This is a genomic window from Pseudomonas sp. ADAK7 (assembly GCF_012935675.1).
GTDB lineage: Bacteria > Pseudomonadota > Gammaproteobacteria > Pseudomonadales > Pseudomonadaceae > Aquipseudomonas.
On the sequence record NZ_CP052861.1, the window covers coordinates 17,748 to 33,989 of the forward strand.

The 16,242-nt window shown below is 48.6% G+C and carries 15 protein-coding genes and 6 pseudogenes; 18 read left to right on the forward strand and 3 right to left on the reverse strand.

From position 1 onward, the window contains the following. Positions 1 to 30 precede the first annotated feature (30 nt). From HKK53_RS32470 to HKK53_RS00165, 13 genes and pseudogenes are all read left to right on the forward strand, one after another. Positions 31 to 598: pseudogene (locus HKK53_RS32470) on the forward strand (RHS repeat domain-containing protein); the annotation flags it as partial. 364 nt (positions 599 to 962) lie between these two features. Then, positions 963 to 1,337, forward strand: a complete 375-nt coding sequence (locus HKK53_RS00115; RefSeq protein ID WP_169368763.1) for a hypothetical protein — start codon at positions 963 to 965, stop codon at positions 1,335 to 1,337. A 166-nt stretch (positions 1,338 to 1,503) separates the two neighbouring features. Continuing rightward, positions 1,504 to 2,592: pseudogene (locus HKK53_RS32450) on the forward strand (RHS repeat domain-containing protein); the annotation flags it as partial. A gap of 81 nt (positions 2,593 to 2,673) precedes the next feature. Continuing rightward, a complete protein-coding gene (locus tag HKK53_RS32475) occupies positions 2,674 to 2,991 on the forward strand; it encodes an HNH endonuclease (RefSeq protein ID WP_224791004.1) in 318 nt (105 codons plus the stop codon). A 13-nt stretch (positions 2,992 to 3,004) separates the two neighbouring features. Next, the gene (locus HKK53_RS00125; protein WP_169368764.1) at positions 3,005 to 3,490 is read left to right on the forward strand and encodes an SMI1/KNR4 family protein; all 486 of its coding nucleotides are present in this window, start codon (positions 3,005 to 3,007) and stop codon (positions 3,488 to 3,490) included. Positions 3,491 to 3,702: 212 nt separating this feature from the next. Beyond that, positions 3,703 to 5,121 (forward strand): annotated as a pseudogene (locus tag HKK53_RS00130) (RHS repeat domain-containing protein); the annotation flags it as partial. 123 nt (positions 5,122 to 5,244) lie between these two features. Continuing rightward, a complete protein-coding gene (locus HKK53_RS00135; protein WP_169368765.1) occupies positions 5,245 to 5,802 on the forward strand; it encodes a hypothetical protein in 558 nt (185 codons plus the stop codon). A gap of 128 nt (positions 5,803 to 5,930) precedes the next feature. After that, positions 5,931 to 6,245, forward strand: a complete 315-nt coding sequence (locus HKK53_RS00140) for a hypothetical protein (RefSeq protein WP_169368766.1) — start codon at positions 5,931 to 5,933, stop codon at positions 6,243 to 6,245. 229 nt (positions 6,246 to 6,474) lie between these two features. Next, positions 6,475 to 6,825, forward strand: a complete 351-nt coding sequence (locus HKK53_RS00145; RefSeq protein WP_169368767.1) for a hypothetical protein — start codon at positions 6,475 to 6,477, stop codon at positions 6,823 to 6,825. Positions 6,826 to 7,123: 298 nt separating this feature from the next. Continuing rightward, positions 7,124 to 7,615, forward strand: a complete 492-nt coding sequence (locus tag HKK53_RS00150) for an SMI1/KNR4 family protein (protein WP_169368768.1) — start codon at positions 7,124 to 7,126, stop codon at positions 7,613 to 7,615. Positions 7,616 to 8,030: 415 nt separating this feature from the next. Next, entirely contained in the window at positions 8,031 to 8,282 is a 252-nt protein-coding gene (locus HKK53_RS32480; protein WP_237150640.1) for a hypothetical protein, read from the forward strand. A 493-nt stretch (positions 8,283 to 8,775) separates the two neighbouring features. Next, positions 8,776 to 9,069, forward strand: a complete 294-nt coding sequence (locus HKK53_RS00160; RefSeq protein WP_237150642.1) for an SMI1/KNR4 family protein — start codon at positions 8,776 to 8,778, stop codon at positions 9,067 to 9,069. 384 nt (positions 9,070 to 9,453) lie between these two features. Beyond that, complete coding sequence (locus tag HKK53_RS00165) at positions 9,454 to 10,167, forward strand: SMI1/KNR4 family protein (protein ID WP_169368769.1); 714 nt, start codon at positions 9,454 to 9,456, stop codon at positions 10,165 to 10,167. Between the two features lie 117 nt (positions 10,168 to 10,284). Here the strand turns inward: HKK53_RS00165 and HKK53_RS32895 are convergent, their stop codons facing one another. Beyond that, entirely contained in the window at positions 10,285 to 10,599 is a 315-nt protein-coding gene (locus HKK53_RS32895) for a hypothetical protein (protein WP_169368770.1), read from the reverse strand. A gap of 45 nt (positions 10,600 to 10,644) precedes the next feature. Here HKK53_RS32895 and HKK53_RS00175 point away from each other — a divergent pair, with 45 nt between their 5' ends. From HKK53_RS00175 to HKK53_RS00200, 5 genes and pseudogenes are all read left to right on the forward strand, one after another. Further along, positions 10,645 to 12,543, forward strand: a complete 1,899-nt coding sequence (locus HKK53_RS00175; RefSeq protein ID WP_442962299.1) for an RHS repeat domain-containing protein — start codon at positions 10,645 to 10,647, stop codon at positions 12,541 to 12,543. A 53-nt stretch (positions 12,544 to 12,596) separates the two neighbouring features. Continuing rightward, on the forward strand, positions 12,597 to 12,944 hold the full coding sequence (locus HKK53_RS00185; protein WP_169368771.1) for a hypothetical protein: 348 nt from the start codon (positions 12,597 to 12,599) through the stop codon (positions 12,942 to 12,944). A gap of 345 nt (positions 12,945 to 13,289) precedes the next feature. Then, positions 13,290 to 13,518: pseudogene (locus HKK53_RS32900) on the forward strand (RHS repeat-associated core domain-containing protein); the annotation flags it as partial. Positions 13,519 to 13,944: 426 nt separating this feature from the next. Beyond that, positions 13,945 to 14,424: a hypothetical protein gene (locus HKK53_RS00195; protein WP_237150644.1), complete on the forward strand. Its 480-nt coding sequence runs from the start codon at positions 13,945 to 13,947 to the stop codon at positions 14,422 to 14,424. A 102-nt stretch (positions 14,425 to 14,526) separates the two neighbouring features. Then, positions 14,527 to 14,880, forward strand: a pseudogene (locus tag HKK53_RS00200) (RHS repeat protein); the annotation flags it as partial. A gap of 38 nt (positions 14,881 to 14,918) precedes the next feature. Here the strand turns inward: HKK53_RS00200 and HKK53_RS00205 are convergent. Beyond that, positions 14,919 to 15,138: pseudogene (locus tag HKK53_RS00205) on the reverse strand (GNAT family N-acetyltransferase); the annotation flags it as partial. Between the two features lie 132 nt (positions 15,139 to 15,270). Next, on the reverse strand, positions 15,271 to 16,182 hold the full coding sequence (locus HKK53_RS00210) for a hypothetical protein (protein ID WP_169368773.1): 912 nt from the start codon (positions 16,180 to 16,182) through the stop codon (positions 15,271 to 15,273). Between the last annotated feature and the right edge of the window lie 60 nt (positions 16,183 to 16,242).

Here is a 16,242-nt window from a genome sequence, read left to right on the forward strand (position 1 = left end):
AATTATACTGTGGTGGAGACTAATAGAGAGCTCTCAGCGGCTGAGACGTTGGTCAACGGCAAGCTGGAAAGTACAGGCGCTTATCGTTACGACAGCCTAGGGCGTCGTGTGGCCAAGGTGTCAGCGGTCAACGGCGTCGCCGAACAGAAGAATTTCCTGTGGCAAGGTTTGCGTATGCTGCGCGAGGAAACGCCGGGGCAGAGCAGCCTGTACGTTTACGAGCCGGGTAGTTATGCGCCGTTGGCGCGGGTGGATGAGGCTGAGGGCGGGGAGCAGAAGCTTTACTACTTCCACACCGATCAGATTGGTACGCCGCTGGAGATGACTGACCGGGAAGGGCAAATCGTCTAGCAGGTGACGTACAAGGCGTGGGGCTCGTTAGAAAAGCTTGAAGTGAATGAGGTCGAACAGAACCTGCGGTTTCAGGGGCAGTATTTCGACGACGAGACAGGGCTGCACTACAACACGTTTCGGTATTACGATCCGGAGGTGGGGCGGTTTGTTACGCAGGATCCGATTGGGTTGTTGGGTGGGCACAATCTTTATGGTTATTTGTCGAATCCTTTTTCTAGGATCGACCCGTGGGGGTGGTGTGAAACAAAGGGTATGGGAGTCAGTAAATCGGGGCACCATGTCCCCGCTGTGAGAAAGTCAGTAGGTCGACCATTTGAGATTGCAAGATCTGATAAGACTAGACCCACCATATTTCCACGTGGAAAAAATCCAGAGCATTCACATTGGCTTTTGCATGAAGCTGAGCGACCTCATATCGGACCCCGCCAAGGTGATTTTTCAGGAACAGATGATGAATTGTTTGCGGCTTACAGAAAAGCATATGAAAATATGGATCATATAAAGGTTGATGTGGTTTCACCTAATGGAACGCATGTATTAGGCGAAAACGTGACACCGCGTACGGCAGTAGACCTTATTGAGAACTGGCTGAGGGAGAGTGGCTTGAGATGACTACTGAATCTATAAAAGAGCTATCGATTTTAATCCATGAAGAAAATTTTTTTGAAGTGGTTGCTTTGGCTGTTAAAGACTGGGACGAGGCGTTAGACCAAAGAGATAGGGGGGAGTTTGATGCGTCGTGGGTTGAAAGTAATGAGTATTTGAAGAAACTAGACTATAAAATCCCTACTGATGAAATGGAAATTTCAGCGTTAAGAGAGTTTTCTTTCAAGAAAGTGTTCCGTCTAACGCAAAATTCCGAAGCCGCAAGCTATGTGTCTGATGATATCGGAATGATTGGGGAGGCCATAGCAAAAGGACATGTGAGTGAATGGATAGCGAAGTTACTTGATTTGTACCGCAAAGGTGAATTTCCCTGTTAGCTTTTGGCGATACGGATCGGCTGCTGAAAGTCAACCGGTTAACAACAATCTGGCAATGTCTAAGAAAAAATCTAATTCACCCACGACCTGATAGGCCACCAGATACAGGGGCGGGACGTGAGGTGAATTTTGCTACTGAATAGATTCGTTAGAGTAAAGTCGCAGCCAACTCAACCTCGACGGCCAGCTCATCAGCGACATCGAGCGTGACGACGTCCTACGCGCCCAAGGCACGCTCACCAGCTGCTTCGGCTACGACGCGATGGGCCGCAAGAGCTGGCAGTTCGCCTCGCGCCTGCCGACGGAAAAACTCTCGCAACTGCACAACCCCGGCATCCAGCCCGAACTGCTTGTAGAACACGCCTACCCGATCCACCGCCGTCATCAATACGACCCAGCCGGCGAACTGACCCGCACCCTCGACAAACTGCTCGGCGAGATCAAGTACGAGTACGAAGCCAACGGCCAGTTGCACAGCCGTGATACCGGCAAGTTGGTGGACAGTGAGGAGTTCCGCTACGACGCGGCGGCGAACCGGCTGAACTTCAACACCAGTCAGTTTGATCATGTGAAGGACAACCGGCTCAAGCAGTGGCGGGATCAGGAGTACACCTACGATGCGTGGGGCAACCTGATTGAAAAGCGTAGCGGCATGAACCGGCTGCAGACGTTCAGCTATGACGGTGAGAATCGGCTGGTCAAAGCCGAGACGTTGGTGAACGGCAAGCTGGAAAGCAGCGGCACTTATCGTTACGACAGCCTGGGGCGTCGCGTGGCCAAGGTGTCAGCGGTCAACGGGGTTACCGAACAGAAGAATTTTCTGTGGCAAGGCTTGCGCCTGTTGCGCGAGGAAAGTCCGGGGCAGAGCAGCCTGTACATTTACGAGCCGGGGAGCTATGCACCTTTAGCCAGAGTCGATCAGAGCGAAGGAGAAGAACAGAAGCTCTACTACTTTCATACCGACCAGATTGGTACGCCGTTGGAGATGACTGACCGGGAAGGGCAGATCGTCTGGCAAGCGACGTACAAGGCGTGAGGCTCGCTGGAGCGATTGGACGTCAACGACGTCGAACAGAATCTGCGGTTTCAGGGGCAGTATTTCGACGACGAGACGGGGCTGCACTACAACACGTTTCGGTATTACGATCCGGAGGTGGGGCGGTTTATTACGCAGGATCCGATTGGGCTCAGCGGTGGGACTAATCTATATCAATATGCTCCTAACTCCACCAGTTGGGTCGATCCTTGGGGTTTAGCTTTCAAAAGCGTTAACTTTGAGGGTTCAAAAGAGTTATTTCCGGTATTAGGAAATCAAAAAAACATTGTGTCTATTCAAATGCAAGGATCTCGAGGACGAGATTTTACAGAAGCATATAGACAGGCAGGGTTGAAAGAGGCTGATGTGAAAGCGCAAGGGAAATTCACTTGGCATCACCTTGACGATTTTGATCCAGCTACAGGAAAAACAACCATGCAGCTAGTCACAAGGTCTGCGCATGAGGCCTCTCTGCCTCACACCGGATCAGTAGCTCAATTTGAAAAGCATTTTGGTCTACAATCTGGGGCTTATGGGGGCAAAGACGCAGTAGGGATTTCACAATCTAAAGGCTGGCTAAAGGGACGTGCCCCAAGCACATCAAGTTCAACTTGTTAAAACTGGTGGTTCTATGAAAAATTTTTCTCTGATGCATCCTGGTTTGCAGTTGAAGTCTGCAGATATTTCTCGGCTTGAAAAAGATATTGGCTTTAGTTTGCCGAGTGCATTTAAAGCGCTTTACTTTGTAAGTAATGGTGGTGTTCCTAATTGCAGTTGGGTTATCACGGACGATGGTTACGATCCGATGCAGGTTGCTGACTTTAAAAATGTATATGCGGATGGGGCGGGAAATCCGGATGACACACAGTTCATTGGTGGATGCTACAAGCTTATGTGTGAGCGCCAAATAATTCCTCATACGCTACTTCCGTTTGCGGTCGATGATGGAGGTAACTTTTTTTGTTTGGATTTGTTGAGTGGTGCCGTCATGTTTTACGCGGTTGATACTTTTCGTTCCGATGTAAGCATGGCTGCAAATCAAGTTGCTGCACAAAAAATAATCGCGATATCTTTCGAAGGTTTTATTGAGGGGCTGGAGTATGAGTCTGGTCTGTAGTTCTGTGACAGTCGCGACGCTAACGTTATTTTTGGGGCGGGTAGTGAGTTTTTAAAAATGTGCAAAATAATTTTATATGTTAACCGAAAATGGTCATGGTGAAGTAATAAGTGCCTTGTCTCGGATTGGTGGTTTTATAAGGTTTTGCGGGGTTGTTAGCGCTATCACATAAATTTCTGCGACTTCTATGCATGCTTTAAATTCTTTAATAACTCATACTGCCGACCGGCCAACACCTGAACCACCTGTATTACGGCAGCGGCCACCTGCACCAGCTCAACCTCGACGGCCAGCTCATCAGCGACCTGGAACGCGACGACCTGCACCGCGAAGTCCTGCGCACCCAAGGCCAGCTCACCAGCTGCTTCGGCTACGACGCCATGGGCCGCAAAGCCTGGCAGTTCGCCTCGAGCCTGCCGGCGGGAAAACTCTCGCAACTGCACAACCCCGGCATCCAGCCCGAACTGCTGGTGGAGCACGCCTACAACCCGATCCACCGCCGCCACCAGTACGACCCGGCCGGCGAACTGACCCGCACCCTCGACAAGTTGCGCGGCGAGATCAAGTACGACTACGAAGCCAACGGCCAACTGCACAGTCGTGACACCGGCAAGTTGGTGGACAGTGAAGAGTTCCGCTACGACGCGGCGGCGAACCGGTTGAACTTCAACACCAGTCAGTTTGATCACGTGAAGGACAACCGACTCAAGCAGTGGCGGGATCAGGAATATACCTACGATGCGTAGGGCAACCTGATTGAAAAACGCAGTGGCATGAGCAAGCTGCAGACGTTCACGTATGACTGTGAGAATCGGCTGGTTCGGGCTGAGACGTTGGTGGGCGGGAAGCTGGAAAGTAGTGGCGCTTATCGTTATGACAGCCTGGGGCGTCGTGTGGCCAAGGTGTCAGCGGTCAACGGCGTCACCGAACAGAAGAATTTCCTGTGGCAAGGCTTGCGCATGTTGCGCGAGGAGATGCCGGGGCAGAGCAGCCTCTACCTCTAAGAGCCGGGTAGTTATGCGCCGTTGGCGCGGGTGGATCAGGCGGAAGGTGGGGAGCAGCAGCTCTATTACTTCCACATCGACCAGATTGGTACGCCGCTGGAGATGACTGACCGGGAAGGGCAGATCGTCTGGCAGGCGACGTACGAGGCGTGGGGTTCGGTAGAAAAGCTTGAAGTGAACGAAGTCGAGCAGAATCTGCGGTTTCAGGGGCAGTATTTCGACGACGAGACAGGGCTACACTACAACACGTTTCGGTATTACGATCCGGAGGTGGGGCGGTTTGTTACGCAGGATCCGATTGGGTTGGCTGGCGGTAACAACCTCTATAAATATGCACCGAGCGCAGTCGGATGGGTCGATCCATTAGGGCTTTGTTCCAAAGCGTTAAGTAACAATATGACTAAGGGTGGAACTCCGCGACCTTTAAACTCCGCCGCTCATCATATTGTTGGCGATACCGCTAAGCTAGCAGCTCCTGCGAGAGCGGTATTGGCAAAGCATGATATTCATGTAGATGATGCGGTTAATGGAGCGTTTCTGCCTAACCGTAATAATGTAGACTCCGGCGTTTCAGGGATTTTGCATAATGGTAAGCATCCAAATTCTTACTTCGAGAGTGTTAATTAGCTCATTATTAGTGCAGATAAGGCCGGTGGTAAGCCGATGGTGTTGAAAACCATTGATAGAATTCGTAATACATTACTTGCAAGTCCGCGCGATGCGCAGTGGTCCGGATTATTTGGGTGATTTATGAAGTTTTATTCGATAACGCAAAATGACAAATACAAAACTCTGATTGATGCGGATCAAGTGGGAGGTCTGCAGGACTTTGCTACAAAGCTAGCGTACGGTGAGACCAGCTTGGAGTCTGATGGTCGAGAGTATCGCATCGTATATAACAGCGATGATGAAAAAAAGGCAGCAGTTTCGGACTTTCATACCTTTTTCAGACCTGTCCTGGTGGTCTCGGAAAAAGCATATGCAGCGCTTGGCTTTTTGCGTGTTCTCCCTCGCGTTAAGATATCCGGCCCGCGTTTTGAGGACGTGGCATTATATATTACGGAATTGCTTCCAGATGTATTTGATTTTGAAAAATCCGATTATGATAAAGGGGAGGGCGGGTATGTGGTTTATAAGGCTGTTTTAAAAATTCCAGAAAGTTACAGGGGCGAAATATTTCGTATTTCTGAAAGCCCGCAATTATTATATGTAAGCCAAGTGTTCAAGGATGCTGTTGAGTTAAGTGGTCTTAAAGGACTTAATTTTAGAGAGGTTGAACGAAGTGATATCGGCGGTTGTTCTGATTAAGCACGCTATCGAAGGCACAACCGTCTCATATGACTATGAGCTGGACAGCTAAAAGGCACTATCGCGAGTGGCCAAAGCTGATGGGCGAAGAAAGTGGTGGTAATGTCTGTCTATAATAGGAGCGTGTTATGAAGGAGTATAAAGGTTTTGCTAGTCTGTTGGATAACATCGATCGCCTACCCGATGTTGGCTGGCTGTTCGTTGATTCTACGATGGATAGAGCGTCAAAGGACTCTGTAAAGTCTGCTGTATTTTATACTGCGGAAGATGATGCGGAAGAGGTTTTTTTTGAAAATTCTAAGCGCGTATTTGTTGAATGTCCAACGATGCTGGATATAAAAAGAGTTGTAGATAAGCGAGCAAGTACGGCCGACTTAGAAACATATTTGGAAGCGGTTTTGTATTATCTTATTAATGATGATTTCAAAGAGTTCAATACTTAGCCGCCGGGTAGAGATCAGCGATTGAGTCGCCTATTTTCGGCCTGTTTTGGGGAGGGCAAATTCCGCAATGGTTGGTTTACCAATCGACAACCGCTCTTATAAAATTTTCAAAAAATATTAAGCGGCTGGCAACATTGTCTCGTTCTATTTTGCAACGGAAAAAAAGGATTGTCTTTTACTAATCTGCGTGATGTTCTAATGGGGTCAGAATGTGTTGGTGAGGATTTTTATGAGCTTGGATCAAAAATTTGTGACCGCCATTTTTAATGAGTTGTTTGGCAAGAATCTTGAGCAGTATGTGGAGTCGTTGAGTAAGCCGCTCAATACTGATAGTGACCCTTATGCAAAAGCCAGGAATGCTTTGGCTACGTTGAACCATGATTCCAAGGCGGATCTGTTCGCTTTTTTTAAAGTTGTTATCGCGGACAGTGCTTCTGTGATATTAGGCACACTGGATGGAGTGCATTTTCCTGATGATATAGACGGGAATTTTATCGTCGCTTATGACGAGGAAGAAATTCAAGGTGACCTTATGGATATTTTTATTGAAAAGGCTCAAGAGAAAAATGTTTACGGGTAGCTATTAAATGTAGGTGATTAGGTTTTTATTAAATTGTTTTGGCTTCTTGTGTAGGTCAAGCTTCGCGTTAGTTTTCTTTATCGACGTCCTCCGCTCTTTTATAACTCCTCGAAAAATAACGTGACTGCCGGAATTTTCTAAGCCCATCATCTGATCGCCGTCACCGATGCCCTAAACCAAACCACCACCCTGGAGGCATATGGTACCGATGATACTGTAGGCGTATCTCAATCTAAGGGATGGCTCAACGGGCGCGCACCTAGGACTGCTTCATCGACTTGTTAAATAGGAATTAAAAATGACTTTAATTAAACTGTATAAATCCGAGCCGACTGTTTGTATGTCTGATTTGAAGTTGTTGGAAAATGACATTGGACACCCATTACCAGAATTTTTTAAAGATTTTTATGTGGAGCAAAATGGCGGAGCATCCGATAAAGATTGGTGGGACAGCGGTGACGAATACGAACCTGTAAGAGTAAAAAAATTCAAATCAGTTGCAGTGTCGGGTACGGACGACGCTGCAGACACACGATTTTTAGGCGGGTGCTATGTTGCCATGACTTCTAAAGATATTATCCCGCAGACCTTGTTGCCCTTCGCCATCGACGATGGAGGTAACTTTTTTTGCTTGGATTTGACTGATGGTAACGTATGTTTTTATACGACTGATTCATTTGATCCGGAAAGTAGTTTTGCCGCCAATCATGCTAAGGCGTATCGATGGCTTGCAAATTCGTTTGATGTTTTCTTAAAAGGGTTAAAAGATGAGTCGGATATCGATATTTAAAATTTTATATGTTTAAGGCTTTGAAAATTACTGTTTTTACTCCTGTCGCTATCGGAGATAGCCAGCACGTTCGGATCGTGATTTACTAGGATTCATGATTCGATAAAAAGGAGGCGTGCCATTCAGTAAATGTTTTTCAGTACTCCTTAAAAATTGGTAGTGAGCTAAACAAAGCCTATGAAATCCCCTAGATAAGAGGCGCTGAGAATATTTAGTAGGGCGAAGTGCTTGCCTTGCTAAGGATGTCACAGTAGGTGAGACGCTGAATAAGTTTATCGGTAAAGATCTCCAATCTAAAGGCTGAGGTAGGTTATGGATGAAAAGTTTAGAAAAATTGAAGTATTTGAGCCTGGGATTGTTATTTTTGATCCGGTCGCATTAAATGATTTTGTTGAAAGTAATGGTGTAGAGTCTAGTGATTTGTTCGATTATTATTCTTAATAACGAAGAGGTTGGGCTAAGCGCAGTAGAAAATGGGGTGATTTTTCCTCTCTATCAAATCCCTGAAATGGAATACAGCATTTTTCTAAAAGGGGAAGGCCTGAGGTCGAGTTTTAATGGTGCAAAGAACGCATTTTGTTATTCGGGTATCCCTTTAACAGTAGTGTCTGGTCTGGTTGTTGCTGATTTAAATGCCTTGATGGATTGGAATAGTGCTTTTTTATAGACTGTAGAAATACGTATGCTGAAAGTCTTGGAAATAATGATTATTTAGATATACTAAGCGACTCATATGCGTTGAGTATCAGCGGATTTAAGAGGCTGAGTGGACCATTTGTTTCGCTAGGTTACGAGTTCGAGTTTAAACCTGTTGAAAGTCTTCCAATGCTTTCAAGTGATGCTACAACAGATGACTGGGACTTTTGTATTGATTGAACGCTTTCAAAGCTGAGGACGCCGAGGATGGCGCTGAAGCCACATGCTGAGGTAGGTCATGCCAATAGTATATAAGCCAGGTCTGAAATCAACGGAAGTCGATTATATTGAGATCGAACTTAATAGGGTTTTCTCTGTTGAATATAGGAAGTTCTTGTCTGGAATGAACGGCTTTTACTTAACAGTTCCTGACTACGTTCAGATACCATTAAGCTCTGTTGATCAAGGTGCTATAAGTTTCGATCGTTTTTTTTGGGCTCCTGCCTGAAGAAGAGTGCAATGATGTGGTTTTTTTTAATAATGAATTTATTGATGAACTCGATTTCCTCAAGGAGGCTGTAGCTATTGGGGAGGATGGAGGAGGAAATCCCTACGTGATGATTGGCAAGCGGGGGGAGCAAGGGGTTTATTATTGGGATAGAGCTCATCTTCACCAGTCTGACTCGAAAAATAACTTTGACATTCCAGAGCAAAATGATTGTGGGGATTTGTTCTTTGTTTCTGGAAGTTTCGATGAGTTTTACGATTTAGTTGTTGGGTGTGTAAGTGGTGTTCCGAGTTTTATTGAGGAAACTTAAAAGGGTGTCGCTGAGCAACGGGGTAAACCAGGTTTGTTGGTAGGGATTTCTGTGATGTTACGATTAGGCTCTTTAACATTTAGTTTTTGGAGTGGATGGAGTACCGCCTCAGCCACTCAACTCTGCGTTTATTGCCGCTAATGGATGCACACTATAGAATGCGCGCTTAGGCCACTAAGACGAACCCACGAAACGCTGGGACTTCCTCTGGACTATCTTCCGCTGGATAGTTTTGAGGCGGAGAGTGGTTTTTTTATAATAAAAAAACTGAAGAGGTAATCGAAATACTCTCGGTGATTTATTATTGAGTTTCAACAGGGGCGGTTGCTGGAGGTTGAGTTACAGGAGAAATTTTATGGCCTTTTTGCCCTAGAAGGAGTCGATATGATTACTATGGATGATGTTGTTGTTTTAGCTAGAGCGCATTTCGTTGGTCGGGATGTGTATTTCACACCAAGCGAGTTGCCAGCAAATATAGTTATACCTGTGGAGTGGATGGAGTTTGGTATTGGCACTCTGGAATACCCAAAATTTCCGCTGGTATGGTATTCCTTTAAAGAAAAACTGCCTTGGGTTTTGTCGTTGTTAGAAACCTGTTTGATCGGAACAGTCGTCTTGGGTGGGGCCAATGTTGAGTTAGCGTATATCTTTCATGATGCAAATGGGCTCTATTATTATATCGGTGGGATGCCTCTAAATAGCTGCCCGTTGAAAGAAGATAAAGTTAGCTCTGTTAAGGGGGAGCTTTCACGGTTTTATTCCCATGTGCACAATGGATTTACCTTTTTTCCTGCACAATCTATGGGGCCTCAAAAAATAGAGGATATTTCATGTGTCGCTGATTTAATTGATGAAGAAGAAACGAGCTTTGCCGAAAATTGGGTGACGGTTTTCTCTAATGGGGGCGGGGATTATTTAGCCATAGATCTAAATAATCAGGCTCAGGATAAAGGCGTTATCTGGTGGCATGAGCAGCCGATGGACCCGACGATGGATGTAGACGTATTTGAAATAATGGATACATGGATTTCTATTTTTCTCGAAGACACTCAATCATGCAATGATGTGCTAATTCAAAAGTCGGATTTCAAAGCTTAAGTGATTACGCATGCAATGTGTTTATCCGTGAGATCTGAACAATCAAGGTAAACTCATTGGCTTCTGATACAAGCATCCGGGGCGGTGCAATTGCAGAGGGTTCGACCAGCGTTTACATCAATGGCACGGTGGCTCGCAGGGGAACAAGATCACCTGCTTTGCCTCATCGCCGAAGTCGACGCGTTGGGCAACAAAACCGAATACCTCAACAGCGATGACGGCCTGCCGCACGCCCTCATCGACGCAACGCACAAGTAAAAATACCTGTGGTGGAACACCCTGGCCCAGGTCGAACGTCTCCAGGATTGCTCGGGTAAAAACACCCACTACCGTTTCGACGAACGCCATCACCTGATCGCCGTCACCGACGCGCTGAACCAGACCACCATCCTGGAACGCAAACCCGACGGCGAAGTGCTGCGCATCCAGCACCCGGACGGCAGCGCCGAGTCGTTTACCTACAACGCCCTCGGCCAGGTGCTGACGCACACCGACGGCAAAGGCCAGACCACGCGCCTGCTGCGCACCGCCCGCGGCCTGCCGAGCAGCCGTCAGGACGCCAAGGGCCAACGCATCCGCTATGAATATGACCGGGCCATTCGCCTGACCGCGCTGGTCAACGAGAACAACGCGGCTTACCAGTTTGCCTATGACGCGTCCGACCGGTTGGTTGAAGAAAAACGCATCGACAACTTGACCCGCCGGTTCAGCTACAACCTGGGCGGGCACCTGACACGGGTCAACGAAATCGGCTACGGCGAGCGCGCTGAACGCCCGCAGCGCCATACCGAATTCGAACGCGATTCCATCGGCCGCCTACTGGCCAAACTCAATGCCGATGCCCGCCAGGACTACACCTACGACGACGCAGACCGCTTGCTCACCATCGAGCGCCTGCCCACCGCCCACGGCAAAAAACTCGGCGTCAGTGAAGAAACACTCGATTTCTCCTACGACCTGCTGGGCCGCCTGATCAAGGAAACCACGCCGCAAGGCGCCTTGTCCTACGACTACGATCCGCTGAGCAACCTGACCACGCTGACCCTGCCGACTGGTCAGCATTTGAATCACCTGTATTACGGCAACGGCCACCTGCACCAACTCAACCTCGACGGCCAACTGATCAGCGACATGGAACGCGACGACCTGCACCGCGAAGTCCTGCGCACCCAGGGCCAGCTCACCAGTTGCTTCGGCTACGACGCCATGGGCCGCAAGGCCTGGCAGTTCGCCTCGCGCCTGCCGGCGGAAAAACTCTCGCAACTGCACAACCCCGGCATCCAGCCCGACCTGCTGGTGGAGCACGCCTACAACCCGATCCACCGCCGTCATCAATACGACCCCGCCGGCGAACTCACCCGCACCCTCGACAAATTGCGCGGCGAGATCAAGTACGACTACGAAGCCAACGGCCAATTGCACAGCCGTGATACCGGCAAGTTGGTGGACAGTGAAGAGTTCCGCTACGACGCGGCGGCGAACCGGCTGAACTTCAACACCAGCCAGTTCGATCACGTGAAGGACAACCGGATCAAGCAGTGGCGGGATCAGGAATATACCTACGATGCGTGGGGCAACCTGATTGAAAAGCGCAGTGGGATGGCCAAGGTGTCGCAGATTAACGGGATAACCCAACAAAAGCATTTTCTGTGGCAGGGCTTGCGCATGTTGCGTGAGGAAACGCCGGGGCAGAGTAGCCTGTACATTTACGAGCCGGGGAGCTATGCACCTTTAGCCAGAGTCGATCAGAGCGAAGGAGAAGAACAGAAGCTTTACTACTTTCATACCGACCAGATTGGTACGCCGCTGGAGATGACTGACCGGGAAGGGCAGATCGTCTGGCAGGCGACGTACAAGGTGTGGGGCTCGCTGGAGCGGTTGGACGTCAACAAAGTCGAACAGAATCTGAGGTTTCAGGGGCAGTATTTCGACGACGAGACGGGACTGCACTACAACACGTTTCGGTATTACGATCCGGAGGTGGGGCGGTTTGTTACGCAGGATCCGATTGGGTTGATGGGAGGGGACAATCTTTACCAGTACGCCCCTAGTCCAATTGGCTGGCTCGATTCTTTGGGGTTGAGTTGTGAGCCAACTAAGAAATATGAAGTTGGAAAATTCGACACCTTACAAAAAAATTCTAAGGTAGGTGATGGTCTGGATATTCATCATGCCGCACAAAAACACCCAGCAGGTCAGATAATTATGGGCTACGATCCAAAAACAGCTCCATCAATTGCCCTCCCTAGGGCAGAGCACAAATTGATTCCGACAGTGAAAGGGCCATTTACTGGAACCCCAAGAGACCTTTTGGCAAAAGATGCAAAAGATCTCAGGATTACACCAATGCACCTCCTTCAGCTATTAAGCAAATGATAGACTTAAATAAAGAGATGTTTCCGGGCGCCTTTATAAAATAGGAGTTGTAAATGAATTCTCAAGAGTTTGTAGAACTGATAAAACTCGTTGTTAGCGATTCTGCTATCACAGATACAGTTTCGGTTTTAACTTCACCTCCCGGTAGAAAACCCAGCAAGTTTCTTCTTGAAATGTCTGAATTTTACAATAAGCAAAGTTTTGGCGATAAAGCATGTGTTGATATGATAATAAAAAAATCAGTTGAAGAGGCAGTGTTTGGTTTTTTTTGTGTTTTAGATGGTGTGCGTGCGATCGAAGATTTCGATGATAGAGGTGTGCTGTCTCTTTATTATGAGGGTGGAACAACTGTCAAGTTGAATTCTAATGGTGATTTGCATGATATTTACAATTCTAAGTAGCGCTTTTGTAGTCTGTTGGTGTTGAGGTGTCTGGAGGTTAATAAGTAATCCATAGGGTTAGTAGTTGAGTTTTTTTGGCTCGCATCGGCTGTTGTAGGTCAAGGTTAGTCATGTTGTTGCTCTTTAAAAAATCGGAGTTGCGTTAGTGGCTACTAGGAGTTGATCACCTCTTTTATTCGAGACTAACATAGTATCTACTCGCTTTGAGCGGATGTTCGGGTAAGCGCCCGATTTGAGTAAGCTCAACGCGGACCACTTCGTAGACTTAATAGTCGGCGGATCGGCAACATAGAGATTACAAAGTCAAACTCGACGATAAACAAATTTTTGGTGGGATAGACGATTTACAAGACGTGGGGTGCGATAGAAAAGCTTGAAGTGAAAGGTCGAACAAAACCTGCGATTTCAGGGGCAGTATTTCGACGACGAGACGGGGCTGCACTACAACACGTTTCGGTATTACGATCCGGAGGTGGGGCGGTTTGTTAAGCAGGATCCGATTGGGTTGAATGGAGGGGATAACCTCTATCAATATGGTAGTAATCCGTTAGGTTGGATAGATCCATTAGGATTAGATGTACATCACTCCATTAACGGGTAGTTCATGATGCAAACAAGATTGCCTATACGGGAGTGGAAATAACGGCCAAACAGGCGCAGATACTGAAAGGTAATCTACCTGTCGTTCAACGACGCACTGTATTTCAGAACCAGATGGCGAGAAAAGAATTTGTAGGGAGTCAGAATTATTTGATGAAGTAATGGGAGGCAAGTACCGGTAGAGTTTGGCCATCGGGTACAACTCCTCACCACATCATTTCTTTAGAAAGTGGTGGAGCGAACAAGTGGTGGAACCTGATGCCGACACACGGTGCGCTACCTAATTATTCTTTGCCAGGAATCCCAGGTCCACACGCGGCCGGCGGCGTTCTTCGGAGTACGATTCAACAAGGAAGAAAGGCTCTGCCACCTGGAACAATAACTGATATGAGATTTTAGTATGATTGATATTGATGAAGAGCTCATAAAAATCGAAAGAGGTGATTTTTTCTCAAATATGGGAACTGCCGGCTTAACGGATAGTGCGTTAATATATATAGGAGACGTCCGAAAGGTTTTCGTGGAACCGTCGATGTCTGAGTTCGAGGGGTACTATGATGATGTCGAATGGCTGCCTACCTCTCCAACCCAGCCAGATCCTTTTTATAATTTGCCAAAGCCGCCTTCCGATCTTGTCGCTATGCGAATGAAGGTAAATAAGGCGGTAATGGCTGCTACTAAAAATCTTGATAAAAATAAATTTACATGTGTTCCGCATGATTTTAGCCTTGCGGCAAGAAATGGTGTGTGTTTCGTCTTTAGGCAATATGTGTCTGAAGAGTATTATGGTTTAGGCGATAAGTGGGTAAAGATAGTGGAGGTGTATTATAAAGGCCATTGGCCCGTTGGCTTTTGCAAGAATAAGTTGGTCGTTATTTGAGTCTGGAAAGTCTAGGGTGTTCTGATCTTTGCCAGCAATGAATTTTTTTTGATTTTATAGTGGTGTCTGATGTGCTCTTTAATAATGTGAACAATTAAATAATACCTGTGGTGGAATACCCTGGCCCAAGTCGAACGTTTCCAGGATTGCTCAGGCAAAAACAGCCATTACCGCTTCGACGAACGCCGTCACCGACGCCCTGAACCAGACCACCCCCCTTGAACGCAAACCCGACGGCGAAGTGCTGCGCATCCAGCACCCGGACGGCAGCGCCGAGTCGTTTACCTACAACCCCCTCGGCCAGGTGCTGAAGCACACCGACGCTAAGGGCCAGCGCATCTGTTATGAATATGACCAGGCCATTCGCCTGACCGCGCCGAACGGCCACAGCGCCACACTGAATTCGAGCGCGACCCCATCGGTCGACTGCTGGCCAAGCTCAACGCCGATGCGCGTTAGGATTACACCTACGACGACGGCGATCGCTTGCTGTCCATTGAACGCCTACCCACTATTTTTCCGTCGCATCTTCGATGATGAATGGGTGCCAGGTTCCGGCTGCAAAATCAGCTAAATAGGCCGCAATGTAGTCGGTGACGCCCTGCACCAAGTAAAAAGCAGAACCGCGTGCGTCAATGTGGCGCTCGAACCATTCACGATTGTCCAGTTCGAATGTCAGCAACGCCTCAGCATAGTACTTTGTAGGGTACGAATTCTGACGGTTTCATAAGGTAGCTCTCCTTGCGGGTAGAACCACTTGCATAATTGTGCAGTGGAACAACTGTCCGCTCAGGGCCGATTGCTACCTGTCACGAGCCTGACCCCCCCCCAACTAACTCCGCATCGCTAAACCACCGTCGGCGCGCGCAACTCCGGCGGGGGGCTGACGCTGGTTTGTGCCTTGTCCACCAACCGTTGCACCCACCCGGCATCCTGCTCATTAACCACGGCATAGCGATCCGGCGGAAAAAACGTCCAGTGATGAGCCACCTCGACAAGGCGTTTGAGCTCATCGGCAGACACCCAATACGACGTGTCGATCAAGGGCATCGGCGCGCCGCCAAAACGTCGGCCGAGGGGGAGGTTGGTGCCGGGGGCGAAGGCGATCGCCAGTTCCTGGCCGGGTTGCATGTGCTTGTCCGGCGGGGGCATTTTTCCGACCCGGGCGTAGCTGAAGTCGCCCGGATATTGTTCCTTGAGCACCAGCCAGTGACCCGTAGCGGTCTTGGCCAGGAGCCATTGCGCCACGCCGCTGTCTTGCACGCTTTCAAGCTTGCCGTTGCTCCATTGCATGATGGCGTTGCAGTCCGGATCATAATCGTTCGACCAGAGGCTGAAACCGGATATCAGGGTATGACGCTCAAGTTCGACCAGCCCTTGATCCGGCATGGATTGCCAGTAGCGTTTGGTTGGGTCGTGGGTGTCGCGCAAGAAGTTGCGCAATCCCCAGGCAGTCATGAAGAGCAGCGTCGCGAGCGCGAGCCAGCCAAAGGAAGCACCGACGATCCGGTCGATATCCAGGTCGGGGGCGAATATTGTTCGATAGAGCAACAGGCCCAGTACAAACGCGATGCCCGGCAGAATAGGGCCAAAGCACAGCGGCGGCACTAACACGGTGATCCAGCTGAAGCGGTGCATGGATGCGTGCTGCTGCGCCCAGGCTTGCTCCTGAGCGAGCATCGGCGCCTGTTCGCGTGGGGCAATCGCGGCGTCAGGTGTCTGAAAGCGCATGTACTGGGTGTAGAAGTCATCTTTCATGGATCAAATCATGCTCTTGAAGTAATCGCTTATCCCAACGAATCAAGCAGAGCCCTTGAG